Annotated in this window: 15 protein-coding genes; 6 read left to right on the top strand and 9 right to left on the bottom strand. The window is 61.9% G+C overall.

All coding sequences use genetic code 11. From position 1 onward, the window contains the following. Nucleotides 1-94 precede the first annotated feature (94 nt). Both BLR16_RS19005 and BLR16_RS19000 read right to left on the bottom strand, forming a co-directional pair. The gene (locus BLR16_RS19005) at nucleotides 95-13105 is read right to left on the bottom strand and encodes a non-ribosomal peptide synthetase (protein ID WP_074808063.1); all 13011 of its coding nucleotides are present in this window, start codon (nucleotides 13103-13105) and stop codon (nucleotides 95-97) included. Nucleotides 13106-13200: 95 nt separating this feature from the next. Next, the gene (locus tag BLR16_RS19000; RefSeq protein ID WP_003371661.1) at nucleotides 13201-13959 is read right to left on the bottom strand and encodes a thioesterase II family protein; all 759 of its coding nucleotides are present in this window, start codon (nucleotides 13957-13959) and stop codon (nucleotides 13201-13203) included. A 315-nt stretch (nucleotides 13960-14274) separates the two neighbouring features. Here BLR16_RS19000 and BLR16_RS18995 point away from each other — a divergent pair, with 315 nt between their 5' ends. Then, on the top strand, nucleotides 14275-14811 hold the full coding sequence (locus BLR16_RS18995; RefSeq protein WP_003319375.1) for an RNA polymerase factor sigma-70: 537 nt from the start codon (nucleotides 14275-14277) through the stop codon (nucleotides 14809-14811). A 78-nt stretch (nucleotides 14812-14889) separates the two neighbouring features. Here the strand turns inward: BLR16_RS18995 and BLR16_RS18990 are convergent, their stop codons facing one another. Further along, complete coding sequence (locus BLR16_RS18990; RefSeq protein WP_003371658.1) at nucleotides 14890-15414, bottom strand: SgcJ/EcaC family oxidoreductase; 525 nt, start codon at nucleotides 15412-15414, stop codon at nucleotides 14890-14892. Between the two features lie 192 nt (nucleotides 15415-15606). Here BLR16_RS18990 and BLR16_RS18985 point away from each other — a divergent pair, with 192 nt between their 5' ends. The 4 genes from BLR16_RS18985 to BLR16_RS18970 are packed head-to-tail and all read left to right on the top strand — an operon-like array spanning nucleotide 15607 to nucleotide 20253. Continuing rightward, the gene (locus BLR16_RS18985; protein WP_003371656.1) at nucleotides 15607-16791 is read left to right on the top strand and encodes a sensor histidine kinase; all 1185 of its coding nucleotides are present in this window, start codon (nucleotides 15607-15609) and stop codon (nucleotides 16789-16791) included. After that, the gene (locus tag BLR16_RS18980; RefSeq protein ID WP_003371654.1) at nucleotides 16788-17456 is read left to right on the top strand and encodes a response regulator; all 669 of its coding nucleotides are present in this window, start codon (nucleotides 16788-16790) and stop codon (nucleotides 17454-17456) included. Before BLR16_RS18985 ends, BLR16_RS18980 begins: the two co-directional genes overlap by 4 nt. Then, entirely contained in the window at nucleotides 17453-19792 is a 2340-nt protein-coding gene (locus BLR16_RS18975) for an ATP-binding protein (RefSeq protein ID WP_074808061.1), read from the top strand. The genes BLR16_RS18980 and BLR16_RS18975 overlap by 4 nt, the downstream gene beginning before the upstream one ends. Then, entirely contained in the window at nucleotides 19789-20253 is a 465-nt protein-coding gene (locus BLR16_RS18970) for a response regulator (protein WP_003406975.1), read from the top strand. Before BLR16_RS18975 ends, BLR16_RS18970 begins: the two co-directional genes overlap by 4 nt. Here BLR16_RS18970 and BLR16_RS18965 read toward each other — a convergent pair whose 3' ends face one another. From BLR16_RS18965 to BLR16_RS18940, 6 genes are all read right to left on the bottom strand, one after another. After that, nucleotides 20254-20685, bottom strand: coding sequence for a universal stress protein (locus BLR16_RS18965; protein WP_003371651.1), 432 nt, complete (start codon nucleotides 20683-20685; stop codon nucleotides 20254-20256). It lies immediately after the preceding gene. Between the two features lie 116 nt (nucleotides 20686-20801). Further along, nucleotides 20802-21800: a tRNA dihydrouridine(20/20a) synthase DusA gene (gene dusA, locus BLR16_RS18960; protein WP_042931028.1), complete on the bottom strand. Its 999-nt coding sequence runs from the start codon at nucleotides 21798-21800 to the stop codon at nucleotides 20802-20804. Between the two features lie 263 nt (nucleotides 21801-22063). Further along, on the bottom strand, nucleotides 22064-23191 hold the full coding sequence (locus tag BLR16_RS18955; RefSeq protein WP_161437870.1) for a sensor histidine kinase: 1128 nt from the start codon (nucleotides 23189-23191) through the stop codon (nucleotides 22064-22066). A gap of 133 nt (nucleotides 23192-23324) precedes the next feature. Beyond that, nucleotides 23325-23564, bottom strand: a complete 240-nt coding sequence (locus BLR16_RS18950) for a hypothetical protein (protein ID WP_003346461.1) — start codon at nucleotides 23562-23564, stop codon at nucleotides 23325-23327. Between the two features lie 78 nt (nucleotides 23565-23642). After that, nucleotides 23643-24086 carry a LexA family protein gene (locus BLR16_RS18945; protein WP_003371644.1) on the bottom strand — a complete coding sequence of 148 codons (444 nt, stop codon included), beginning with the start codon at nucleotides 24084-24086 and terminating at the stop codon, nucleotides 23643-23645. A 137-nt stretch (nucleotides 24087-24223) separates the two neighbouring features. After that, nucleotides 24224-25486, bottom strand: coding sequence for a M20/M25/M40 family metallo-hydrolase (locus tag BLR16_RS18940; protein ID WP_074808054.1), 1263 nt, complete (start codon nucleotides 25484-25486; stop codon nucleotides 24224-24226). A 354-nt stretch (nucleotides 25487-25840) separates the two neighbouring features. Between BLR16_RS18940 and tal the strand changes: the two genes are divergently transcribed. Continuing rightward, on the top strand, nucleotides 25841-26770 hold the full coding sequence (gene tal / locus BLR16_RS18935; RefSeq protein WP_003423528.1) for a transaldolase: 930 nt from the start codon (nucleotides 25841-25843) through the stop codon (nucleotides 26768-26770). Nucleotides 26771-26789 lie beyond the last annotated feature (19 nt).

Genomic DNA, 26789 nt, shown 5'->3' with positions numbered 1-26789 from the left:
TGTTCGGTCCTTTGAAAACGCGCCAGCGAGCTGCGGATTTACACCCGGTAACGAGTTTTTTATCCGCAGCCCCGCCGCTCCGACGAGAGGCTGATCAGAGCCCTTCCAGTTCCGCCATCAAGTCCGCCAGACGGTCGAATTTCTGCTCGTCGACCTGTGCTCCTCCAACGCTTTCCAGATGCTGCGCCAACGCCTGAACGGTGTTGAATTCGAACATTGCCCGCAACGGCACGTTACGCTGCAAGCGCTTCTGCGCACGGGTCACCACCTGGGTCGCGAGCAGCGAGTGCCCGCCCAACTCGAAGAAATTGTCGGTAATGCCCACGCGCTCGACCTTGAGCACATCAGCCCAGATCGTTGCCAGCTGCTGCTCCATTTCCGTCTGTGGTGCCAGGTAATCCTGCTGCGCCAGGCTGACGTCCGGCGCCGGCAGGGCCTTGCGGTCCAGCTTGCCGTTCGGGGTCAGCGGCATGGCCTCCAGTAGCACCAGATGCGTCGGCACCATGTAGTCCGGCAGGCTGGCCTTGAGGTGGCCTTTCACCTCGTCACGCAGGGCCTCATGATCCTGCGTCGCGGAGCGCGGCACCAGGTAGGCCGCCAGCACCTTGCCCAATGGGCCGTCGACGTCCAGCACCACTGACTCACGGATAGCGGGATGCTCCAGCAGACGGGTTTCGATTTCGCCCAGCTCGATGCGATAACCACGAATCTTCACCTGATGATCGACCCGGCCGACGTACTCCAGCACGCCGTCCTTGCGGCGCCGCGCCAGGTCACCAGTGCGGTACAGACGTTCGCCCGGCGCACCGAACGGATGCGGTACGAACACCGGTACGCTGCGCGAAGGGTCAGCGACATAACCACGACCGACACCGGCACCGGCCACACACAACTCACCAACCGCACCCAGCGGCACGAGGTCCAGCGCATCATCGAGCAGGTACAGACGATTATTGTCGGTCGGCGAACCGATCGGCAGATAAGCGCTGCGAGTGGACTGCGCATCGACCCGGAAGAACGCCACGTCATCAGAGCATTCAGCCGGACCATAGGCATTCACCAGGCCGATCTGCGGGTAACGTTGCAGCCACTGGCTGGCCAGTTCCGGCGGCATGGCTTCACCGGTCGGCAGCATCCAGCGCAGGCCGTCGAGCGCTGCCTGCGGTTCGGCGAGCAGGCCGTTGATCAGCGACGGCACGCTTTCCAGCACGCTGATGCGCTGTGCCTGAACATGCGCCAACAGCGCCTGCGGATCGCGGGCGATGTCGTTCGGCACGATGTCCACCCGAGCACCGAACAGAGGCGCGGCGAGGAACTGCCAGACCGAAATGTCGAAACTCTGCGAGGCGGTCTGGGCGATCACATCGCGGTCGCTCAGGCTCAGGTAAGGCACCTTGCTCAACTGGTTATTGAGCATGCCGCGCTGCTCGACCATCACGCCCTTCGGCAGCCCGGTGGAGCCTGAGGTAAAGATTACATAAGCGAGGTTGTCCGGCGCGCTGTAGCGACCAGGATCGTGCTGCGCGGAATCGCTCTGCTGCACGTCTTCCCAGACCCGCAACTGCGGTCGGCGCCCTTCGGGCAGTGCTTCGAGCAGCGCCCTGCCCTGTTCCAGGCACTCAGCGCTGCACACCAGCAGCGGTGTGGCGCTCTGGCCGATGATGCCGCTCAGACGCGAGTTCGGCAGTGCCGGGTCCAGCGGCAGGTAACCGGCACCGGCCTTGAAGCTGCCGATGATCATGCCGAGCAATTCAACACCGCGCTCGGCCAGCAAGGCAACTGGCTGATCGAACCCGACACCGGCCTCGATCAGGGCATGGCCCAGACGGTTGCTGGCGATATTCAGCTCGGCATAGCTGAGCTCGCGCTCCAGGCAACTGACCGCAATGCGCTCCGGATGCGCCGCGACCTGCGCTTCGAACAGCTCGACATAGCTTTTATCCAGCGGGTAAGCATGGTCACTCTGGTTGCAACCGTCGATCAGGAAAGCGCGTTCCTGCTCACTGACCAGCGCCAGTTCGGCCATGTCGCCATGAAAGCCTTCGACCAGCGCCAGCAGCAGGCGCTTGAACTCACCGAGCATGCTCTGCACGGTGGATTCGTCGAAATAGCGCTGGTCGTAGGACAGGTGCAGCCCCAAGTCATCGCCCGGATAGCAGACTGCGGTCAGCGGGTAGTTGGTGTGGGTACGACCGGAATCCGAGGTGGCATTCAGGCTTTGCGCACGGTCCAGCACCGAGACCTCGACCGGCGCGTTCTCGAACACGAACAGGCTGTCGAACAGTGGCTGGCCCTTGGGCAGCTCGCTGTTTTCCTGAATGGTCACCAACGGCAGGTATTCGTACTCGCGCAGTTGCATGTTGCTGTCCAGCAACTGGCCGAGCCACTGGCGAACGCTGCAACGCTGGTCGTCAGCCGGCATGCCGACACGCAGGGCGATGGTATTGATGAACAAGCCGACCGTGCGCTGCATCTGCGGCAGTTCCACCGGCCGCCCGGCCACGGTAACGCCGAACACCACGTCGCGCTCACCGCTCATGCGCCGCAGGGTCAGCGCCCACGCCGCCTGGGCGAAGGTGTTGACGGTCAGTTGATGCTGCTGCGCCAGTTCGCGCAGCTGTGCACCGTCGTGTTCATCGAGACGGGTGTAGCAGTCGCCCACCACCATGCCACCGCTGTCGCCGGCATGTTCACGCAGGAACGGCCGGTCGCTGGGGATCGGCGTCGGTCGTTCGAAGCCGCGCAGGTTATCTCGCCACCAGTCACGCGCCTGCGTCAGTCCTCGGCGTTGCAACCAGCCGATGTAGTCGCGATAGCGCGGTGCGGGGGCCAGTTGCGCGTCGCGGCCATCGCCCAGCGCAGTGTAGATGTCGAAGAAATCGTTCATCAGCAGCGAACGGCACCAGGCATCGATCAGGATGTGGTGGTTACTCATCATGAACCAGTAGCGCGCTTCATCGATGCGGATCAGGCGCAGGTGGAACGGCGGCTGATCAAGCAGATTGAAACCGGCCTCGCGCTCGGACTTGAGCAAGGCCTGCAGACGCGGCTCCTGCTGGTCCTCCGGTACGTCACGCCAGTCCAGATAATCGATTGGCGTGCTGCCCGGCTTGTGGATGACCTGCAGCATGGCTTCGCCGATATCCCAGCAGAACGAGGCGCGCAGCGCTTCATGACGGGCGATCACCGCCTGCCAGGCCTGGGCAAAACGCTCTGGGTCGAGCGCGCTGTTGATGCGGTAGCGGTCCTGCATGTAATACAGCCCGGTGCCCGGCTCAAGCAGCGTGTGCAGCAGCATGCCCTCCTGCATCGGGGTCAGTGGGTAGACGTCTTCGATGTGGCTTGGCGGAACCGGCAGCGCGTCGAGCTGCGCCTGATCCAGAGCAGCCAGCGGGAAGTCCGACGGCGTCAGGCCGCCGCTGCCATCGGCCAGGCAATGGGCAATCAGCGCCTGCAGGCAGGCCAGGTAATCCTGTGCCAGCGCTTCGATGGCAGCCGGTTCATGGCGCTCGGCACTGAAGGTCCAGCGCAGCAACAACTCGCCGCCATACACCTGACTGTCGATGCTCAGTTCGTTGGGCAGCGGCGCCTGCGGGTCGTGGGCCGCGCCTGGCGACTCTTCCAGCGGACGGAACAGCGCGTCGTCAGCGAAGCTCTGATCGAACTGGCCGAGGTAGTTGAAGGTGATCGGCGCCACCGGCAGCGCCTGCATGGCAGCCTTGCTGGCACTGTCGGCCAGGTAGCGCAGCACGCCATAGCCCAGCCCCTTGTGCGGCACCTGACGCAGTTGCTCCTTGATCGCCTTGATCGAGTCGCCCGGTGCCGAATCGGCAGCCGGCGCTGGCGTCAGGCGCAGCGGATAGGCGCTGGTGAACCAGCCCACCGTGCGGGTCAGGTCGATGTCATCGAACAGGTTTTCACGGCCGTGACCCTCAAGCTGGATCAGCGTCGACGGCTGCCCGCTCCAACGGCAGACCACCTGGGCCAGCGCGGTCAGCAGCAGGTCGTTGACCTGGGTTCGGTAGGCACTCGGCGCCTGTTGCAGCAATTGCCGGGTACGTTCGGCATCCAGTCGCACGCTGACCGTCTGCGCATGCAGATTCTGCTGACCGCCCTGCGGGTTATGGCACGGCAGAGTCGTCGCAGGACCGCCCAGCTGGCGCTGCCACAGCTGCAGTTCTTCACGTAACGATTCATTGCCTGCATAGGCCTGCAGACGCGCGGCCCAGTCGCGGAAGGCGCTGGTCTTCGCCGTAAAGCGCACAGACGCCGCGTCGCGCAGTTGACGATAAGCGTTTTGCAGATCGTCGAGCAGCACACGCCACGACACGCCATCGATCACCAGGTGATGAATCACCATCAGCAACCGTTGCCGGCCCTGCGGCCCATCGACCAGCAAGGCGCGCAGCAGCGGACCGTCTTGCAGATCGAGACTGCGCTGGGTGTCGGCGTACAGGGCTGCGCATTCGGCCATATCGGTGACCCGCGCCCGAATCAACAGGGTGTCGGCGGTCACTGCGCGGTGTTCTGCCTGCCACGTACCCTCGTGCTCGGTGAAACTCAGGCGCAGGGCATCGTGTTGTTCGAGTAGCGCACGCAACGCCTGCTCCAGCAGGTTCGGGTCCAGGGCGCTGAGCGGCTCCAGCAGCAGCGACTGGTTCCAGTGCTGACGCTCGGGGATAGGCGTGTCGAAAAACCAGTGCTGAATCGGCGTCAGGCCGCAAGCACCGTCAAGCTGGCCCTGCTCGGCCTGAATCAATTCGCGGGTGGTCGCCACGGCGGCCAGGGTCTGTACGGTCTGGTGCTGGAACAGATCACGCGGGCTGAAATGAATGCCCGACTGACGCGCCCGGCTGACCACCTGAATCGACAGGATCGAATCGCCGCCCAGTTCAAAGAAGTTGTCGTTGAGGCCGACTTTTTCCACGTTCAGCACCGCACACCAGATTGCCGCCAACTGCTGTTCCAGCTCACTGGCGGGCGCTACGTAGTGTTGACGATTGAGTTCCGGGTCTGGTGCAGGCAAGGCGCGGCGGTCGAGTTTGCCGTTGGCGGTCAGCGGCATGCTGTCGAGCAGGATCAGGTGGGTCGGCACCATATAGTCCGGCAGTTGCGCCTTGAGGTGCGATTTGAGCGCTTCACGCAATTGCGTCTGCTGCTCGTCGCCCTGCCCGGCCACATCGCTGACCAGATAGCCCGCCAGTTGCTTGCCCGACGGCGTGTCCAGCGCCAGCACAATGGCTTCGCGGATCGCTGCATGCTCCAGCAGACGGGTCTCGATTTCACCCAGCTCGATGCGGAAGCCGCGAATCTTCACCTGATGGTCGATACGCCCCAGGTATTCCACCAAACCGTCGGCGCGCTGGCGCACCAGATCGCCGGTTCGGTACAGACGCCCGCCGTTGCTGGCGAATGGATCGGCCACGAAGCGTTCGGCAGTCATGCAGGGGCGCTGGTGATAGCCCTGCGCCAGGCCCGCTCCGCCGATGTACAGCTCACCGCTCGCGCCCTGGGGCACCAGCGCCAGATCGGCGTCGAGAATGTAAGCCACCCTTGCGCCGACCACGCGACCGATCGGCACGCTGGCTTCGCCCTCCTCCAGTTGCTGCGGGGCCAGGCTGGCCAGCGGCATGACCACGGTTTCGGTCGGGCCATAAGCATTGAACAACAGCTCGGGCTGGAACACTGCACGGATACGTTGCAGGTGTTCGCCGGTCAGCGCTTCGCCGCCGGTGATGCACATGCGCACCGGCAGGGTCTGGCCCTGGGTTGCCAGCCACTGCGCCAACTGGCTGCCATAGCTGGGCGTGAAGCCGAGAATATTGACCTGTTGCTGGCGAATCAGCGTGCAGATTTCTTCGGCGTCCCACTGCCCCTGAGCACGCAGCACCACGCGTGCACCGCTGAGCAAGGGCACCAGCAGGCGCTCGGTGGCAGCATCGAAATTAATCGAGTAGAAATGCAGCTCGCAGTCGTCAGGGCGCATGTCGAAGCGCCGGATCACCGCCTGGCAATGCATGGCGATTTCACCGTGGGACACCACCACGCCTTTGGGTTTGCCGGTCGATCCGGAGGTGTAGATCAGGTACGCTTGGTGCTGCGGCAGGTTGATGAACGGCAGCTCACAGGTTGGGCAGGACGCCAGCAATGGCTGATCATCTTCCAGGCACCAGCGGGCAACACCCTCAGGCAACTCACCCAATGCGGCAAACAGGGCACGATCGCTCAGCAGCAGCCCGACGCCGCTGTCTTCGATCATGTAGTGCAGGCGTTCCAGCGGGTATTCCGGGTCGAGCGGCACGTAGGCACCGCCAGCCTTGAGGATCGCCAGCAGGCCGACGACCATGTCCAGCGAGCGCGGCAGCGCCAGACCGACGCGAACCTGCGGGTCGACGCCGCGCTCGCGGAGCATCCAGGCCAATTGGTTGGCCTTGGCGTCCAGCTCGGCGTAGCTGAGGGTTTGCCCGGCGAAGGTCAGCGCCGGCGCGTCTGCACGCCGTTGTGCCTGTTCGGCGAACAGGCTGTGAATGCACTGGTCGAGCCGCTGCTCACCCGCTTCGACGCCGAGGCTGTCGAGCAGTTGCTGACGCTCTGTGTCCTGCAGCAGCGGCAATTCACTCAGGCGTTGTTGTGGATCAGCGAGCAGCGCCTGCAGCAGGTTCAGCCAGTGCTCGGCCATCTGCGCGATGCGCGGTTCGTCGAACAGATCGGTGCTGTAGGTCAGGCAGCAACCCAGTCGGTGATCCAGTTCGGTGACTTCCAGATTGAGGTCGAACTTGGTGGCCCGCGCATCGTTGACCAGGTACTCGACGGTCATGCCCGGCAGTTCGCGACTCTGCTGGAATTCCCAGCGCTGCACGTTGCACATCACCTGAAACAGCGGGTTGTAGGCGGCGCTGCGTGGCGGTTGCAGGGCTTCGACCAGATGATCGAACGGCAGGTCCTGATGTGACTGGCCTTCGATCACCGTGTGGCGAACCTGTTCGAACAACTGGGCGACGCTCATCTGCCCGTCAAGCTGCACGCGCAGCACCTGGGTATTGAGGAACGCGCCGATCAGCCCTTCGCTTTCTGGACGGATACGGTTGGCCACCGGTGCGCCGATGCGCAGGTCGTTCTGGCCGCTGTAGCGGTAGAGCAATACCGCCAGGGTGGCGGTCATGGTCATGAACAGGGTCAGGCCATTGCGGGCATTGAATGCACGAACTTTCGCGGCCAGGTCGGCGTTCAGGTCGAAGCGATACAGTTCGCCCTGATGGCTTTGCACCGGCGGACGCGGTCGGTCCGCAGGCAGCTCCAGCAATGGGTGCTCGTTGCCCAGCTGTGCGGTCCAGTAATCGAGCTGGCGCTGGCGTTCACCGGCTTCCATCCACTGCCGTTGCCAGACGCTGTAATCCAGGTAGTGCACTGCCAGCGGTTCCAGCGGCGAAGGTCGTCCTTCGAGGAAGGCCTCGTAAAGCTGTCCCAGTTCGCGGGCGAAAATGTCCATCGCCCAGCCTTCGGTGACGATGTGGTGCAGGGTCAGGACGAAGTAATGCTCAAGGTCGCTCGACTTGACCAGACACGCGCGCAGCAACGGTCCGGTTTCCAGATCGAAGGGCTGGTGCGCCTCACTGTCGGCCAGCGCCTGAATGCGCTGCTGACGAAGCTCGGCGGGCAATGTCGAGTAGTCCTGCCATTGCACGCACAGGCCGGACTGCTCGCTGACCTTCTGGCACGCTACGCCGTTGACGCTCGGGAACGTGGTGCGCAGGGTTTCGTGGCGCAGAATCAAGGCTTGCAGCGCTGCCTCGAAACACTCGATGTTCAGCACGCCTTTCAGGCGCGCCATGCCGCCGACGTTGTAGGCCGGGCTGTCCGGCTCCATTTGCCAGAGGAACCACATGCGCTGCTGGGAATAGGACAACGGCACCGGCTGGCTGCGGTCGACACGGGCAATCGGCTGCAGGCTGCTGCGTGCACCTGACTGCTGAATGCACTCAACCTGTTCGGCAAACGCGCCCAGCTCGCTGGCTTCGAACAGCGCCCGCAACGGCAGGTCGATGTCGCACGCCTGCCGCACGCGGGAAATGATCTGCGTGGCCAATAACGAGTGCCCGCCCAGTTCGAAGAAATCATCGCGCAGGCCGACACGCGGCACACCCAGCACCTGTCGCCAGACAGCGGCGATCTGTTTTTGCAGATCCGTCTGCGGCTCTACGTGCTCGCGGGTCTGCCATTGCGGCTCGGGCAAGGCGCGGCGATCCAGCTTGCCGCTCGGGCTCAGGGGCATGCTGTCGAGACGCACCAGCTGCGCCGGGACCATGTAATCCGGCAGTTCCAGGGCCAGCGCCGACTTGATCCGCTCGGCCTCGACGCTCTGCCCTGCTTCGGCGGTGTAGTAACCGATCAGTTGCGGCCCGGCAACGGTTTCGCGCAGCAGCACGGCTGCCTGGCCTACGCCTGGCTGGGCCAGCAGGCGGGCTTCGATCTCTTGTGGTTCGACGCGAAAACCGCGCAGTTTGACCTGCTGATCCAGACGGCCAAGGTATTCCAGCGCGCCATCAGTGCCCCAGCGTACCAGGTCCCCTGTGCGGTACAGGCGCTCACCCGCTCGCCCCAGCGGATCGGCGACAAAGCGCTCGGCGGTCAGCCCGGGACGCTTCAGATAACCGCGCGCCAGACCGATGCCGCCGATGCACAACTCACCGGCCACCCCGCGTGGCAGCGGATTCAGTTCGCTGTCCAGCACCCGGCACAGCACATTGCCCAGCGGACGGCCGATCGGCGAACGCAGGCCGTCGCTGATCCGGCACTGCCAGTGGGTGACGTTGATCGCGGTTTCAGTCGGGCCATAGCGGTTGTGCAACTGTACGCCGGGCAGTTGCTCCAGCACCCGGTTGCGCAGCTCGCCGGGCAATGCTTCGCCGCCAGAGAACAGCCGACGCAGGCTGCTGCACTGTTGCGCCAGCGGCTCATCGATGAACAGTTGCAGCAGCGGCGGCACGAAGTGCAGCGTGGTGACCGAATACGCGTTGATCAGTTGCGCGATGCGCTGCGGGTCGCGGTGTTCACCAGGGCCTGCCAGCAGCAGACGGCAGCCGGTGATCAGTGGCCAGAAGCACTCCCACACCGAGACGTCGAAGCTGATCGGTGCCTTCTGCATCAGCACGTCGCTTTCATCCAGCGCGTAGGTGTCCTGCATCCATTGCAGGCGTTCGGCCAGTGCCGCATGGGTGTTGCCGACGCCTTTGGGCTGACCGGTCGAGCCGGAGGTATAAATCACGTACGCCAGGTTGTCGCCGTGCAGGTTCAGACGCGGCGCGCTGACCGGCCAGTTGTCCAGGTGCAGCCTATCCATCGCGACCGTGCACACGCCTTCGGCGCTCGGCAGGTCGCCCAGCAGATGGCTCTGGGTCAACAGCAGTTCGACCCCGCTGTCCTGGAGCATGTAGGCGAGTCGATCCATCGGATAGTCCGGGTCCAGCGGCACGTACGCCCCGCCCGCCTTGAGGATCGCCAGCAGCCCGATCAACAGCTGCGGCGAACGCTCGGCGGCGATCGCCACCTTGATGTCCGGACCAACGCCCTTGTCGCGCAGGTAATGCGCCAGGCGGTTGGCCTGCGTGTGCAGGCCGGCGAAGTCGAGGCTGCCACCCTCCCACACCAGCGCAATACGTTCCGGGGTCTGCCGCGCCTGGCGGTCCAGCAGATCAGGCAACCACAACGCGGCCGCTGCGCAAGGCGCGGCGCTCCATTGCGCCTGTTGCTCCTGCTCCTCGGCGCTGAGCAGTTGCACATCACCCAGCGCGAGCTGTGCCTGCTGGCTGATCTGCGTCAGCAGCCGTACATAGTGCCGAGCCATGGCGACGATGGTGTCGTGCTCGAACAGTTCGTCAGCGTAATCGAAAGACAGCGTCAGGCGACCATTGCGGTCCTCCTCGCTGTGCAGTTGCAGATCGAACTTGGCCTCGCGGCTGTGCCACGGCAGCTCTTCGGCCAGCAGCCCCGGCAAACGACGCAGTGCGCCGAGGTCGCGTTGCTGATGGTTGAACATGACTTGAAACAGACCGTGCTCGCGCGCCTGCGGAAACGCTTCGACCAGTTGCTCGAACGGCACGTCCTGATGGGCCTGGGCTTCAAGCGCCGCCTGCCGGGTCTGGGCCAGCAGGGTCGAGAATGGCAGACGCGGGTCCAGCTCTGCGCGCAGCACCAGGGTGTTGATGAAGAAGCCGATCAGGCCCTGGGTTTCATGGCGTGGCCGATTGGCGCCGGGCACACCGATGCGAATGTCGGCTTGCCCGCTGTAACGATGCAACAGGGTCTGGAACCCTGCCAGCAGGAACATGAACGACGTCGACTGCCAGGCTTGCGCGGTGTTGCGCACGGCGGTGCTCAGTTCGGCAGTCAAGCGCAGGCTGTAGCGCGAAGCGCTGTGCTGCTGACGGGCCGAACGTGGATGGTCGGTGTTCAGCGTCAGGACCGGTTGTTCATCACCCAGTTGCTGCTGCCAGTAAGCCAACTGGCGCTCGGCCTCGCCGTTCGCCAGCCATTCGCGCTGCCATTGGCCGTAATCGGCATAACGTAGCGGTAACGGTGTCAGCTCCAGGGTCTGGCCCTGAACGGCCGAGGCATAAAGGCGCGAGAACTCGTCGATCAGCACATTCAGCGACCAGCCATCGGCAATGATGTGGTGCAGCGTGACCAGCAATTGATGCTCTTCTTCGTCCAGTTGCAACAACGTGACGCGCAGCAATGGACCATGTTGCAGATCGAACGGCAGACGCGCCTGCTGTTCGCGAATTGCCACGGCCCGTGCCTGACGCTCGGTGCTGGGCAGATCGCTGATATCGAGGGTGTCGAGGTGGAATTCACTGGGCGCGTCGATACGTTGCAGGGCCACGCCACCCTGTTCGTAGAAGCGCGTACGCAGCGATTCATGACGCTCGATCAGGCGTTGGAAGCTGGTGCGCAATGCAGTGCTGTCGAGTTCACCGCGCAAGTGAAGCCCACCGGGAATGTTGTAGGCGCTGCTGTGCGGATCGAGCTGCCAGAGGAACCACAGGCGGTTCTGGGCCATGGACTGTGGCAGATGCTCGTTGCCGGGCAATCGGGCGATGGCGCTCTGCGTCTGGCTGTCGCCTTGCAAGGCGGCGACCTGCAGCGCTTCGACCTGCGCCGCGAAGGCCGCCAGCGTCGGCGCTTCAAAGAGCAGTCGCAGGTTCAGGTCGATCCCCAGCGTTTCGCGCAGGCGGGCCACCACCTGAGTCGCGATAATCGAGTTGCCGCCCAGCAGGAAGAAATGGTCGTCGGCACTGACCTGCTCACACTGCAACTGCTCGCACCAGACTGTGGCAATCTGCGCTTGCAGGTCCGAGCCGCTGTTTGGGACACAGCCTGAAAGAGTGGTATCGCTCGCGGGGAACACCGCGTAGCTGTCCAGGCTGCCGTCGGCCAGACGCGTGCGGCAGGCCGAGCGTTGCAATTTGCCGCTGGAGGTCTTGGGCAGCGCGCCCGGATTGAGCAGCACCACGACACTCGGCGCTTCCTGAAACGCCTCGGCCACGGTCTGCCGGATGATTTTAATCAACGCTTCGGGCGTGAGGCTTTTCTGCACGCTGCGACTGATTTCAGCAGCAATGCCGATGCCTTCGTTACCGTCCTGAGTGACGGCAAACGCCGCCACACGGCCTTTGCGCACGACATCCACCTCACTCTCGATGAGCTTTTCGATGTCCTGTGGGTACAGGTTATGGCCACGAACAATCAGCATGTCCTTCAAGCGACCGGTAATGTACAGCTCGCCGTGACGCTGAAAACCCAGGTCGCCGGTGCGCAGCCAGGTCTGCCCGGCATGCTGCACGAATGCCTTGGCGGTGGCCTCAGGGTTGCGCCAATAGCCGTGGGCGATGCTCGGCCCGCTGGCCCAGACTTCGCCAACCTGATTTTCGTCGAGCACCTGCAGGCTGGCCGGGTCGGCAATCAGTACGCCATGCCCTGGCTGGCCTGTGCCGCAGCTCATGACCGGCTGACCGTCGCCCGGTTCTACGACGTTGCGCGCCAGCGCCTGCGCATTCAGGCGCAACGATGGAATACCCTTGCCGCGCTTGCCACCGGCCACATACAGCGTCGCTTCGGCCAGGCCGTAGGACGCCATGAAGCTGTCAGGCGTGAAGCCGCAACTGGCGAATTTCTCGGCAAATGCCCTCAGGCTGTCTTCGCGAATCGGCTCGGAGCCCGAATACGCCACGCGCCAGCGACTCAGGTCCAGACGCTCCAGCGCCGACTCGCTGACCCGTGCGCTGCACAGCTGGTAGGCAAAGTCAGGCCCGCCGCTGATGGTGCCGCCGTATTCACTGATCGCTTCCAGCCAGCGCAATGGCCGGGCAAGGAAGTACGCCGGGGCCATCAGGATGCACGGGACACCACTGAAAATCGGCTGCAACAAGCCGCCGATCAGGCCCATGTCGTGGTACAGCGGCAGCCAGCTGACAATCACGTCGTCCGGGTTGAGGTCGATGCCGAAGCCGTGGCGGATCAGTAACTCGTTGGCGACCAGATTGCCATGCGTGACCTGCACGCCCTTGGGCAGCGCGGTCGAGCCCGAGGTGTATTGCAGGAATGCGATGTCGTCGGCCTGCAACTGCGGGCCCTGCCAGTCTCGTGCCGGGGCAGCAGGCAACGTGTCGACACAGAGCAGTGGCGGCGCATCGGCGGCGGTCAACTCGTCCATCTGCAGCAAGGCCGGCTGCAAATCGGAACCGGTCAGCAGCAGACGCGGCTCGGCATCGGCGATGATCGACAGCAGGCGCTCCTGGTGATGGCGACGGTTGGATTCCGGCGGATAAGCCGGCACGGCAATGACCCCGGCATACAGGCAGCCGAAGAACGCCGCGACATAGTCCGGCCCGCTATGGAACAGCAGAATCGCCCGATCCCCCGGCACGGCCTGACGTTGCAACGCAGCAGCGATGGTCCGCGCGCGCAGGTCCAGATCACGGTAGGTCAACACCAGGCCCTGGTCTTTCTCATCGGTGAGAAAACGCAGCGCCAGCCGATCCGGCGTGTGCAAGGCGCGACGCTGAAGAGCCTGAGCCAGAGTGTCGGGGAGTTCAAACGCATCCATGATGGGGTTCCTGCTAGATTCGGCGTGCCAGATAAAATCTGAATTTCAAAAAAGACGCGCGCCCTGCAAAGAGGCCGCGCGCGAGGCAAACAGGGTCAACCGGCGGCCCGGTTCATTTGCCGTGAGGTGCTGTTGCGCCAGCGGGCCAGGTGCTGTTCGCAATAGCGCCGCAGCAGACGGAGCAGCTGTGTTTGCTCGTCGACCAGATAAAAGTGATGGCCCTCGAACATGTCCAGAGAGAATCCGGTGCGGGTCTCTTCCTGCCAGTCGAGCAGTTCCTCGACGCTGATGCTGTCCTGTTTGCCGCCAAATACATGGATCGGCACGCTGAGCGGCTCGCGCCTGCCGTACACAAAGCTGCCGCAGAGCAGAAAATCGGCGCGCAGGATCGGCAGCATCAACTGCATGAGTTCCTGATTGGCGATGACGTTTTCGCTGGTGCCCTTGAGCGTGCGCAGCCGGTCGATCAGTTGCGCATCGGTCTTGGCGGCGACGTATTCGCTGACATCGCGGCGCACCGGACCGGCAGTCGCTGATGCGAACAGCGCCAGCGGTGCGGGCAGACCGCGCTCGCGCAAGGCGTGCGCAAGCTCAAAGGCCAGCAGCCCGCCCAGACTGTGGCCAAACAACGCATAGGGCTTGTCCAGCTCGGCGCTGATTTCGTCGGCCAGATGATTGGCCAGTTGCACGATGTCGATCTGCAAGGGCTCGTCCATGCGCATGCCACGACCGGGAAGCTCCAGCGGGCGCACGTTCAGCCACTCCGGCAATTTGCGCCGCCAAGGGCTGTAGAACATCGCGCTGGCCCCGGAATAAGGCAGACAGAACAGCGTCAGGCTCACCGGCGTGCTCATATCGAAACCGCCTGTCTGTGGGCGCGGATGTAAAGGCGGCGATGCGCGTGATCGGAACGCATGGGGTTCTCCTGAGGTATTCCCTGGCCGCAACCGTGGTCGGGCCTGTCACCAATGAGAACGGATGGCGTCTGCAAATAATTAGGCGGATGCACGCAGCGAGAACAGGCACGATGAAAGCGCCCTTTTAAAGTGCACTGATTGGATTTCGCATTTGACAATAATTATCATTAAGGCTAATTTGTCGCCCCATGTGACGGTGCTGCCCCTCCATGCGGCCCTCCCCTCCATTGTTGAAGCAGCAAGGTGAATTCCATGACGGAACACGTAATCACAAGTAAGTGCGACTCACCCTTACTCCAGGCCTTCGTCGATAACTACTTGCTGCTGGTCAAGATTGCGGCCCGCATCGTGGGTTGTCGCTCGCGCGCCGAAGACGTCGTGCAGGATGCCTTTTTCAGACTGCGCTCGGCACCTCAGGCCACGCTGACCTTCAAGGCCCAGCTCAGTTACCTGTTTCAGATCGTGCGCAACCTGGCCATCGATCATTACCGCAAACAGGCGCTCGAACAGAAATACACCGGCCCGGAGGCCGAGGGGCTGAACGTGGTGATTCAAGGTGCCTCGCCGGAAATCTCGCACATCAACTTCTCCAGCCTGGAGAAAATTGCCGATGCCCTGACCGAGCTGCCGCCCCGCACTCGCTATGCATTCGAGATGTACCGCCTGCACGGCGTGCCGCAAAAGGACATTGCCAAGGAACTGGGTGTGTCGCCGACGCTGGTCAACTTCATGATTCGCGATGCGCTGATTCATTGCCGCAAGGTCAATGGCGCACAGGCCGAAGCCTGAGAGCGAGCGGTTCAGACAGGCAAAAAAATCCGGAGCACTGGCTCCGGATTTTTTGTTTTCCGCCTGGCGGATAACAGATCAGCGGCTGACCTGATACTCGGGCTGTACTTCCGGCATCGCCGAGGAATGGTGGTTGAGAATCTTCCACTCGTTGCCGACGCGGTGGTACAGAAAGGTATAGCGCGCCTGGACTGTGCTCTTCTTGCCGTCAGCGGCGGTCAGGGTGAACGTGTAGACACCACTGTCCACCGCTGCATCCGGACCCAGGCGGCGGATTTCCCGGTAGTTGATCTCACCGGCCGGCTTGAGCGCCAGGAAGTGATCGAAGTAGTCCTTGATCTCCGCAGGCGTTGCCCGGACCTTGTTCGAAACGGTCGGCTGCAGAACTGCGTCCGGTGCATAGAGCGACACCACAGTCTGCGAGCTGCCGGTCTTCAGGGCCTTGTTCCAGCGGTCGAACAGACTGGCGATCTCCTTGTCGTTCACGTTGCTTGGGGTCTCGGCCACCATGCGATAGGTGTAGCCGGAAGGCTCGGCGGCGGCGTGGACCATCGGCGCACTCACAGCCAGCAACAGGGCCAGGGCGGTCAATTTCATTTTCATCGCTACTCTCCTACGGGGATCTGTTCAGGGATTCAGTGAGTGCCACTTTGCCCTCCCCGCCACGGCTCGCCATCGGCCAACCGGGGTTAACTGTGTATGCCGATCGGCAGATAGGCTTCACCTCCTGATACAGTTCTAATAGCCTTACTTCTGTTATGCCCGCGCGGGCATCAACCCTCGCTGGAGCATTGCATGCAAAGTCCCCCCCATGATCCGGCAAGCGCACTGGCCATTCGTAACCAGTATCGCCAGTCGCAAAGCCGTGCCGCACGGCTTCGCCTGCTGGTGGATACCGGCCAGGAGCTGACCCATCTGCCACCTCAGGCCATGCGTCAGCGCGTGCTGCAACGCGCGTGCGCATTCGTGGCGATGGACCATGGCCTGCTGCTGGAATGGAGCGCCGACACCGGTGTGCAGATCACCGCCCGTCATGGCAGTGCAGAACGCCTGGCGACACTTGAGACCGCTGCCGACCCGCTGGCCATCGGCCCGCAGTGGCTGGAGCGGCCCGATGCCGACCTGCCGTGCATGCTGCTGTTACCGTTGCGCGGCGCCGACGAAGGCTCTTTTGGCACCCTGCTGCTGGCCAACAGCGTGGGCATCAATACGCCGGACAATGAGGACATCGAGTCGCTGCAATTGCTGGCGACGTTGCTGGCGGCACACCTGGAGAACAATCGGCTGCTTGATGCGCTGGTGGTCAGAGAACAGACCATGTCCGAGCTGGTCCGCCAGTTGTTCACCGCTCAGGAAGACGAACGCAAACGCGTGGCCTACGACCTGCATGATGGGCTGGCCCAGACCCTGGCCGGGCTGCACCAGCGGCTGCAGGGTTTTGCCGGTCGCTGTCCTGATCTGCCTGAGCCGCTGGACGCCGATCTGCAGGCCATTCTCAAGCTGGCGCAGCACTGCGTGGGCGAAGGTCGCCAACTGATCAGTGGCTTGCGGCCAAGCGTGCTGGACGATTTCGGCCTGCTGCAGGCGGTCGACAAGGAAGCTGACCGGTTGCGCGAAGCCGGAATCGCGGTGCACTGGCAGTCGCGCTCCCTGACCCGCCTGCCCAGCCACCTGGAAATCGCCCTGTTCCGTATTGCCCAGGAAGGCATCAACAATGTGCTCAAACACGCCGCTGCGAGCAACGTAGAATTGGCTCTGGAACTGAGTGAAGAGCACATTTCACTGCTGCTCGAAGACAACGGCAGTGGTTTCGTCACCCAAAAACCGTTCAATGACAAAGGCGTGCAGAAATTGGGCCTGGTGGCCATGCAAGAGCGCGCCAGCCTGCTCGGCGGCCGTCTGACCTGCGTCAGTCGGCCCGGGCACGGCACCCGACTGCGCGCCATCGTTCCTTTTACCGCAGACAAGGCAATGACATGACTGACACTGTACGACTGGTTTTGGCGGACGATCATGAAGTGACGCGTACCGGGTTCGTCTCACTGCTGGCGGGGCATCCGGAGTTCGAAGTGGTCGGTCAGGCGGCCGACGGCCAGCAAGCCATCGATCTGTGCCAGGAGCTGCAACCGGACATCGCCATCCTCGACATCCGTATGCCGGTGCTTAACGGGCTGGGCGCTGCGCGGATTCTCCAGCAGCGCATGCCGGATCTGAAAGTGGTGATTTTCACCATGGACGACAGCACCGATCACCTGGAAGCCGCCATCAGCGCGGGCGCGGTGGGCTATCTGCTCAAGGATGCCAGCCGCGACGAAGTGATCGACGGCCTGCAACGCGTGGCGCGTGGTGAAGAAGCACTGAACAGCGCCGTCAGCGCGCGCCTGCTGCGGCGCATGACCGAACGCAATACCAGTGGCGCAGCCCTGCCGGAAACCCTCACCCCGCGTGAACGCCAGGTGCTCGGGCTGGTGGCGGGCGGCTTCAGCAATCGGGAAATCGGCGAAAAACTTGGCATCACCACCGGCACGGCCAAGGCCCACGTGGAAAAGGTCATCGGCAAACTCGGCGCCTCGGACCGCACTCAGGCGGCGGTACGCGGTGTGGCGCTGGGGCTGGTGAGCCAATCAACGAGCGACTGGCAATGACCGCAAACGCCAGCAGTCGCTGGGAAGACCTTCCGCTACGCGGCAAGGCGCTGGTGGCCATTTCGCTGCCACTGGCGATTCTCATGTTCTCGCTGGTGCTGATCTATATCGCCGAGCGCCAGACCGCTCAGGCAGAGGAGGACGTAAGGCGCGTGCTGCTTGTGCAAGGCGACATTCAGACCCTTCATACGCAGATCGCAGAAGGTGCGGCCAGCGTACGTGGCTACCTGCTGACTCACCGGGAAGACTTCCTGCCCGGCTACCTCAACGCGCAACCGCTGATCGAGGCGGCGCTGACCCGGCTCAACACCAATGTGCGTGACGAGCAGATGCGCGAACACCTGAAAGCCATCGAGCCGCTGATCAACACCAAGGTCGAAGGCCTGGAAAAACTGCGCTCGATGGATAGGCAAGATCAAGAAACCGTCGCCCGCATCCTGATCGAAAACAAGTACGTGCTCGACCAGTTGCGCGAACGCATCGGCATCATGCGCGAGCGTGAAGACGCGCTGCTCGCCGAACGTACCGAGGCTGCGGCAGCCACTCGCGAGCGCCTGCTGCTATCGACTCTGCTGGCCGCAGCCTGCGGCATCTTCGGTGCCATTCTTGCCGTGTTGATGCTGTCCAAAGGCATCGTCGCCAGGGTGCATCAGGTGCAGCGCAACGCCCAGCGTCTGGCGCTCGGGCATCCGCTGCTGCCCCAACCGCCTGAAAAGGACGAGATCGGCCAGCTCGGCACTCGTCTGGTCGAGGCCGGCCAGCTGCTGGCCGAACGTGAACGCGCACTGCGCGACAACGAGGAGCGTTTGAGGCTGATCATCGAAGGTGTCAAGGACTACGGCATCTTCGCGCTGGACCGCAACGGCTACATCACCACCTGGAACGCAGGAGCCGAGCGTATCAAGGGCTACACGGAACAAGAAATCATCGGCCAGCACTTTTCTGTGTTCTATCTGCAGCAGGAATGTCCGCAACACCCCGACATGGCATTGCATGAGGCCACCGTCAACGGCCGGTATACCGAGGAAGGCTGGCGCCAGCGCAAGGACGGCAGCCGTTTCTGGGCCAGCGTGGTGATCACCGCGCAATACGACAGCAATGACGAACTGCGCGGTTTTTCCAAGATCACCCGTGACATCAGTGATCGTCGCGTTGCCGAAATTGCTCTGGGTACTGCGCGTGAGGAAGCCGAACGCGCCAGCCGGGCCAAAAGTGAATTCCTGTCGCGCATGAGTCATGAACTGCGCACACCGCTGAACTCGATTCTGGGCTTTGCCCAGTTGCTGGACATGGACTCGCCCGCCAGCCAGCGCCCGCAAATCGGTCATATTCTGCGAGCGGGCCAGCATTTGCTGAAGCTGATCAATGAAGTACTCGATATCGCCAGAATCGAAGCCGGGCATGTTTCCCTGGTCCTCGAGCCCGTATCCCTGTCGAGCGTGCTTGAAGAAGCGCTGGTGCTGGTCTCGCCGATGGCTGCCGACGCCAATATCGAGTTGAAGCCCTTGCCGAATCTGCCTGACGAGATCGGCGTGGTCGCTGATCGCCAGCGCTTGATTCAGGTGTTGTTGAACCTGCTGTCCAACGCGATCAAATACAATCGGCCCGCTGGCCAGGTGCGGATTGAAATCGAGCAGACTACCGAGCAGGTGACGGTCAGCGTAATGGACACCGGCTACGGGATTGCGCCGGAGCGTATCGGACAGTTGTTCAAGCCGTTCGAGCGGCTGGACGCCAACCCGAGCGTCGAAGGCACCGGGCTGGGACTGGCGCTGAGCAAAAGCATGCTGGAGATGATGCACGGCACGCTGTCCGTACAGAACACACCGGACGAGGGCTGCCGGTTCATACTCGCGCTGCCGCTTGTGCGGGTGCAGCCGCCCGCCGCCAAACCGCCGCGTCAAGCTGACACTGCTCTCGAGATAACGCCGGATGTCCGCTCGCCCGCCCGCCCGGCCTATCATGGCAAGCTGCTGTGCATCGAAGACAATCTGTCGAGCATGGCCTTGATTGAAACGCTGCTGCAACGCAGACCGGGTATCCAGTTGCTGTCGAGCATGCAGGGCCAGCTGGGGCTTGATCTGGCGCGCCAGCATGCGCCACAGCTGATTCTTCTCGACCTCAGCCTGCCGGACATCAAGGGGCTTGAGGTGCTGCAACGTCTGCGACGCCTGCCGGCTACTGCTCACACACCGGTGCTGATGATCACTGCCGACACCAGTGATAAAGCCCATCGCGAACTGAAACAGGCCGGAGCCACGGCCATTGTGATCAAACCCATCCAGGTGCCGGTGTTTCTTGCCCTCCTGGACCAGTATTTACCGGAGCCCACATGACCGGCGACTTTCGCATTCTGATCATTGATGACCAACGGCCCAACCTCGATCTGATGGAGCAACTGCTTGCCCGCGAGGGGCTGACCAACGTCCTGAGCAGCACCGAGCCGTTGCGCACGCTGGACCTGTTCAACAGCTTCGAGCCCGACCTGGTTGTCCTCGATCTGCACATGCCCGAATTCGATGGCTTTGCGGTGCTGGAGCAGCTCAACCGGCGCATACCGGCCAATGACTACCTGCCGATCATGGTGCTGACCGCCGACGCGACACGCGATACCCGCCTGCGCGCACTGGCGCTGGGCGCGCGGGACTTCATCAGCAAGCCGCTGGATGCCCTGGAAACCATGCTGCGCATCTGGAACCTGCTGGAAACCCGCGCACTGTATAAATCGCTGCGCGAGCTGGTGCCTGCGGAAAATATCGAACTGCTGCGCCAGCCGCGAACGCTGGCGCAGCAGTGATTATTTGATCAGCGTCACCGGCACCGATGCTTCGTGGATCACCCGCGTGGCCACGGAGCCCAGCAGCAGGCCGCCAAAGTTACCGAGCCCGCGGGTGCCCATGACCACGGCGTCGCAGCCGAGCCGCTGAACCTCAGCCTCGACCTGTTCTGCCACGTTGCCCAGATCGACGTGGGCCTGAAACGGCACACCAGCAGCAGTCAACAATGCAACCGCATCAGCCAGCACCCGCTTGCCTTCATTGGTCAAGCCGGCCTTGACGCCATCAATCATGTCGGGAGCCAGATAAAGGCTGTAATCGATGGGGCTGGCCTGCACATTCAGGATATGTACCTCGAGCGACTTGGTGAGCTCGCCAGACAACTCGATGACATAGCCCAAGGCACGCATGGCGTGCTCGGAGCCGTCGAAAGGAACCAGAACTTTGTGCATGGGCGTTTTCCTTGTTGGGTTATGCGCTCAACATAACCGCAGCCCGATAACGCCGCTACTGGAATAAGCGTTTCCTTTGATTCGGCTCAACTCAGATCAATTCACGGCACATGCGATCAATGCCCCTGCAGAAACGCCGCGGCCTGATCCAGCAACAGCATCGGGTTTTCGGCCTTGTGTATGTCAACCGACAGCAACTGCCGGAAGCGTCGCGCACCAGGGAAACCCAGGCCCAGACCGAGCATATGCCGGGTGACGTGGTGCATATTGCCGCCGCTGGCAATGTGCTCCGCAATGTACGGCCGCATCGACTCCAACGCGTCGTAACGACTGATGACCGGCGCCGTGCTGCCGAACAACTGCTGATCGACATGCGCCAACAGATACGGGTTGTGATAAGCCTCACGCCCCAGCATGACGCCATCGAACGACTGCAAATGCTCACTGCACTGCTCCAGCGTCTTGATGCCGCCGTTGAGCACAATCTCCAGGTCAGGAAAGTCAGACTTCAACTGCGCGACCACGTCGTAACGCAGTGGCGGAATATCGCGGTTTTCCTTGGGAGACAGTCCTTCGAGAATTGCGATACGCGCGTGAACCGTGAAACTCTGGCAACCCGCCTCCTGAACCTTGCCGACGAAATCACACAACTCGGCGTAGCTGTCACGGCCATTGATACCGATCCGGTGCTTGACCGTAACCGGAATACCAACCGCATCGCGCATCGCCTTGACGCAATCCGCCACCAGCGCAGGATGCGCCATCAGGCACGCACCGATCATGTTGTTCTGCACCCGGTCACTCGGGCAACCGACGTTCAAATTGACCTCGTCATACCCCGCCTCTTCCGCCAGACGCGAACACGCAGCCAGATCCGCCGCCTTACTGCCACCCAACTGCAATGCCAACGGATGCTCGGTTTCATCATGCCGCAGGAACCGCTCGCGGTCGCCATGCAGCAAGGCGCCGGTGGTGACCATCTCGGTGTAGAGCAAGGCATGCTTTGAGAGCTTGCGCATGAAGTAGCGGCAGTGGTGGTCGGTCCAGTCCATCATCGGAGCGACGGAGAAGCGGCGCGTGAACGAGCGCCTTTTATCGGGGCTTGCGGATGACATTAGCGTCGGTAGCTCAGAGAGAAGTATGGAGGCATTCTATCATCGGGCGTCGTTGTGCAGCCAAGTTAGCCAATTGATGCCGCTGGATGGCTGTAAATTGGGAAGGTTTTGATGGATAAGTTTGAGGTCTTTAGGAATTGATCAAGCGGGCATCTCTGTCGCCCGCAAGATGCTTGAAAGCAGGTCCTCACCTCAGGAGCAAGACCGGGACACTATGTGTGTCGGTGTCGGATATACACCTCTGACTGACAACCGCCCCCACCTCACCCCGCACTCAACGGAATGAACACCGCAAACGTAGTCCCATGATCCGCTTTCGACGTCACCTCGATACGCCCGCCGTGCGCGTCGACAATCCTGTCGACGATGAACAGACCCAGCCCCAGGCTTGAATAAGGTCCGTTGTCGATCATCTTTTCGGGTGAGTAGCGGTCCATCGGGTTGAAGATGAACGGCAGCACATCTGCGGGAATCGGGCTGCCGGTGTTGTGGACGATAAAGCGGAGCTCGCCCTCCGAAACGGCCAGCGTCACTTCGACGGGATCGCAGCTATTGCCGTGCTGTATGGCGTTGCCGATGAGGTTCGAGAAGACCTGCTCCAGTCGATCGCCATCGAAGCGGCCGATGACCGGGTCCTCCGACGTCAAGCGAATGTCTGCTTCCGGGTTGACGGTACTCGATTCGTCAACGATGCGAACGCAGATCGGTTGCATGTCTATTTTGGTCTTTTTCAACGGGATGCCTGGACCAATCTGTGAGCGCGTGAAGTCGAGCAGATCGCCGACGATCTGGTTGGCCCGCTTCACGCTGGAGTAGATCCTCGATGCAACCTTGGTTGGCCGCGCGCCCAGATCATGGGTGCGCAGCAATACGTCGGCCCCCAGCAGTATGGCGCTTAGCGGGGTACGCAAATCGTGCCCGAGGATGCCCAGAAAGATATTGCGCGACGCCTGAACCGCGCCTGTGTAGCTGGAGATGGACTCGGCAAGGGCCTGATCTATGGCTTCATTGAAGCGGATCATGTCTTCGATCTGCTGTTGAGCGTCCTGCGTCTCTCGCGACATCCACTGCCTGATCACGCTCGCCCGCAATGCCCGAAACTCTGAAACCACCTGATCGATGGTGAAGCCCGACATCAATCGAGTAATCGCGTGGCTTTTCGCTGCGGTCTGTTCATTTGACACACGGTGGCCCTGGGATTTGTCGACCTGTTGCTGCAACGATTGATCCGTTTGCAGATCAGTGGCGATCGCCCGCAGCATTTGCTCGACATGGTCCCTGAGTTCTGTGGTATCCAGAGGCTCGCCGAGCGCAGACAGGGTGCGTGCGAAATCGGTCCACTCGCGCACGATAGGTTCGATGTTCTCGAGGATGAAGCCTGATAAACGCATAACCATTCAAACCTGAACAAGAGCCCGCAGATTGCAGATTCGCAGGGTGAGCCAAAGCATGCGTCCCGGCCCAGCGGACAGATAGCGTCTTAGGTGAAGTTCACGCAGGCAGGGGAATAACGGATTACCGAATCTAATCGGCAAGTGCCTGTAAACGAGCCTGAACTGCGTCGTCGAAAATGATGTAAAGCGCTTCGGCATCCGCTGGACGCAACTTTCTGCTGGTCTCAAGACCGTGAATGTATTCGATCTGCAACGCGGCTTCGGCTTCCACGTCGGCGCAGGTGCTGGTTGCGTCGAGCGCCCTTACCAGATCACTGATTGCTCCCTGTACAGGCTTGGGGAGCCGTAGCTGGTCAAGTCGTTCTTGCATGCGCTCGGTATTCCGATAAAAGCCAAAGAGTGGGCAGCAGATCACGCAGCAGCGTGCAATGCAAGGACATGCGTCTGTTCATCGATGAGCTGATGATGCAGCGCGGCCCTCCAGCAGGTTTTTCAGGCTGTAGGTGACCACGCCCAAAATGATCAGGTCATCGTTGTCGGTGACACGCAGTGGTGGGTAATCCGGATTTTGCGATTCCAGAATCACCACATCGCCGCGCATGTGCAGACGCCGGCAGATCTGCCGTGCATTGAGCGAGGCAACGACGATGTCACCGTGCTCAGCGTACTGGCTGCGGTCGACCACCAGCATGTCCCCGCTGCACATGCCGCCCCCTTGCATGCCTTGGTCTTCGATCCTGGCCAGGTAGGCGTGCGGCTCACGGACCTCGCAAAGCTCGGCGATGGAAACATGCTTCTCGACCACTGGCGATCTGGAGCCAACGGACGACAGCGATATGAACGGAAGCTTGATGCCACCTGCCGACAACGGGCCAAGGAATGTAACACTCATGAGGCGAGCCTTTTCTGATTAACTGTATGCATATACAGTTAATCGTTTATCGGTGATCAGGTCAATCGCAATGCCCCACGCATCGACAGATGGCGTGGCCCGCAGACCACGCCTGTCAACGCTCCCCTCACGAGTCGTCAGGGCGCAGCATCGCCCTTCGACAACTGCGTAATCAGCGCCACGGTCAGGTAAAGCCTGGGCGCAATGCTCGACAACTCAATGTATTCATCGTCGGCATGCAGGCCGGCACCGACCACGCCCATGGTTTCGAGCACCGCAGGTTTTGCACTCCCCGGTACGTAGGCATAGCCCGCGTCGGTACCGAAACGCATGGCAATCGGCTCCAGAGTGCGGCCTGTTTTCTGGTACAGCGCCTGCGCGGTTTTCGCCAGCTGTTCGGAGCCAGGGTTTCTGGCCAGCGGCGGTCGGCCTTTTTCCATTCGCAAGGTCACTTCGGTGCCATCGACCAGTGTCTTCTTCACGATTTTTTGGCCATCAGCCAGTACGCGATCGCTCTCGCTGAGGTCGGAATAGCGCATGTCCGCCTCGGCTGATGCGCTGGATGGAATGATGTTGCGCTTCTCCCCGCCCTTGATCAGTGTCCAGTTGACGGTCGTGCCTTTGCCTGGGTCGCCGAGGTCCTTAAGCTGCAGCAACTGATGCGCCAGCTCAATGGCGGCATTGCGCCCGGCCTCGGGAGCGGAGCCCGCATGTGATGATTTGCCTTTGACATCGAGGAGCAGGCCATTGATGCCGTTGGTGGCGACGGTGACGGCATCCTTGTCAGGCGGCTCGTACGAAAACACGTAGTCATGCTGGCGAGCGAGTTCGGCGATGATTTTTTTCGAACCGCTGGAGCCGGTCTCCTCGTCCGGGTTAAAGAGCACAGTGAGCGTACCGAACTCCTTGAAGTGCTCATTCTGCAACAACTGCAGTGCGTGCAGAATCATCGCCACGCCGCCCTTGGCATCTGCCACCCCTGGCCCATAGGCGCGCTCGCTGTCGAGCCTGAAGGGACGCTTGGCGGCTGTGCCCGGCCCGAACACCGTGTCGTAGTGGACCATCAACAGAAAAGAACGCGTGCCGTTGCCTTTGAACGTGCCGACGATATTGTCCCCCGCCGAAGGATCTGCCGGCGTGGTGGAGACTTCAGCGCCCAGCGCCTTGAGACGTTCGACCAGCATCGCGCTGACGGTCTTCAGCCCGGGTGCCTGGCCGGTGCCTGTGTCGATATCGACCAGTTGCCGGACAGTGTCGAGGTAGGCCGGTTGTTCGGCCTGGGCTTTTTTCAGCAACTGATCGGGTGACAGCTCGGCGGCATTGGCAGCCATGGAAAACAGACCCATGGAAACCAGGGAAAGTCCGATGGCGGCAGTGAGGGGGAAGCGTCGTGAATGCATGCTGGTTCCTTCAGATCATCGCGAGTTGAACAGCATCTTTACCCCAATGCGCCGCTCGACGCCACAGCCCGGTCTGATTGCGAACCCGGCTCACCCCGGCGCAGCGGCCTTCTGTCAAAGGCACGGTAAGCTGATGTTCGCGCCCATTGCGCAACGTGCAGGCCGCTCTTCAAGAGGTTAAATTCACATCAAGGGAACAAGCAGTCGGTGCGAGGCTCAAAAACATCCTAGACAAAGGTATTCACGACAATGCCGTCCCTCAGGGCCTATCATCGGCAGCAGTAAACGCTGCGGCCTTGAGTGGTCGGCAGCGCTCGGGTAATGTCATCCAACCGCACAGGACAGAGCACGCTCATGACTTCCAAGCTGGATCAACTCAAGAAATTCACCACCGTTGTTGCTGACACCGGCGACTTCGGCGCAATCAAGAGCCTCGAACCCGAGGACGCCACCACCAACCCTTCCCTGTTGCTCAAGGCCGCTTCCGACGCGAACAACGCCAAGATGCTGGGCGAAGCGTTCGACGGTAGCAAGGGCGACATCGGCCTGGCCTGCGACCGCTTTGCAGTCGCCATCGGTCAGGAGATTCTCAAGGTGGTTCCGGGCCGCGTATCCACTGAAGTGGACGCACGCCTTTCCTTCGACACCCATGCCCTGATCGAGCGCAGCGAGCGTTTGATCGGTCTGTACGACGCCGCAGGCATCAAGCGTGACCGGGTGCTGATCAAACTGGCCGCCACCTGGGAAGGTATCCGCGCAGCTGAAAAGCTCGAGAAGGATGGCATCCAGACCAACCTGACCTTGCTGTTCTCCTTCGCCCAGGCAGTCGCCTGCGCCGAGGCCGGGGTGTTCCTGATTTCGCCGTTCGTGGGCCGCATCTACGACTGGTACAAGAAGTCGACAGGCACCGACTACACCGGCGCAGAAGACCCGGGTGTGCAGTCGGTTACGCGCATCTACAACTACTACAAGGCCAACGACTTCAAGACCGTGGTCATGGGTGCGAGCTTTCGCAACCTGAACCAGATCGAACAGTTGGCCGGTTGTGATCGCCTGACCATCAGCACCGACCTGCTCAAGAAGCTGGCCGAAGACACCGGCACTCTGGAACGCAAGCTTGCACCGGGTAACGCCGGCGAAGCGCGTCAGAGCCTGACCGAGAGCCAGTTCCGCTGGGCCTCCAACGAGGATGCCATGGCCACTGAAAAGCTGGCTGAAGGTATTCGCCAGTTCGCTCGCGATCAGGAAAAGCTGGAAGCACTGCTCTCCGCCAAAAAAGCCTGAACATGAAAAAGGGCGACAC

Origin of the sequence: Pseudomonas sp. BS3767 (assembly GCF_900099665.1) — a bacterium.
In the GTDB taxonomy this organism is placed as follows: domain Bacteria; phylum Pseudomonadota; class Gammaproteobacteria; order Pseudomonadales; family Pseudomonadaceae; genus Aquipseudomonas; species Aquipseudomonas cerasi.
The sequence above is the reverse complement of the archived record's forward strand: the minus strand, read 5'-3'. Positions and strand labels throughout refer to the sequence as shown.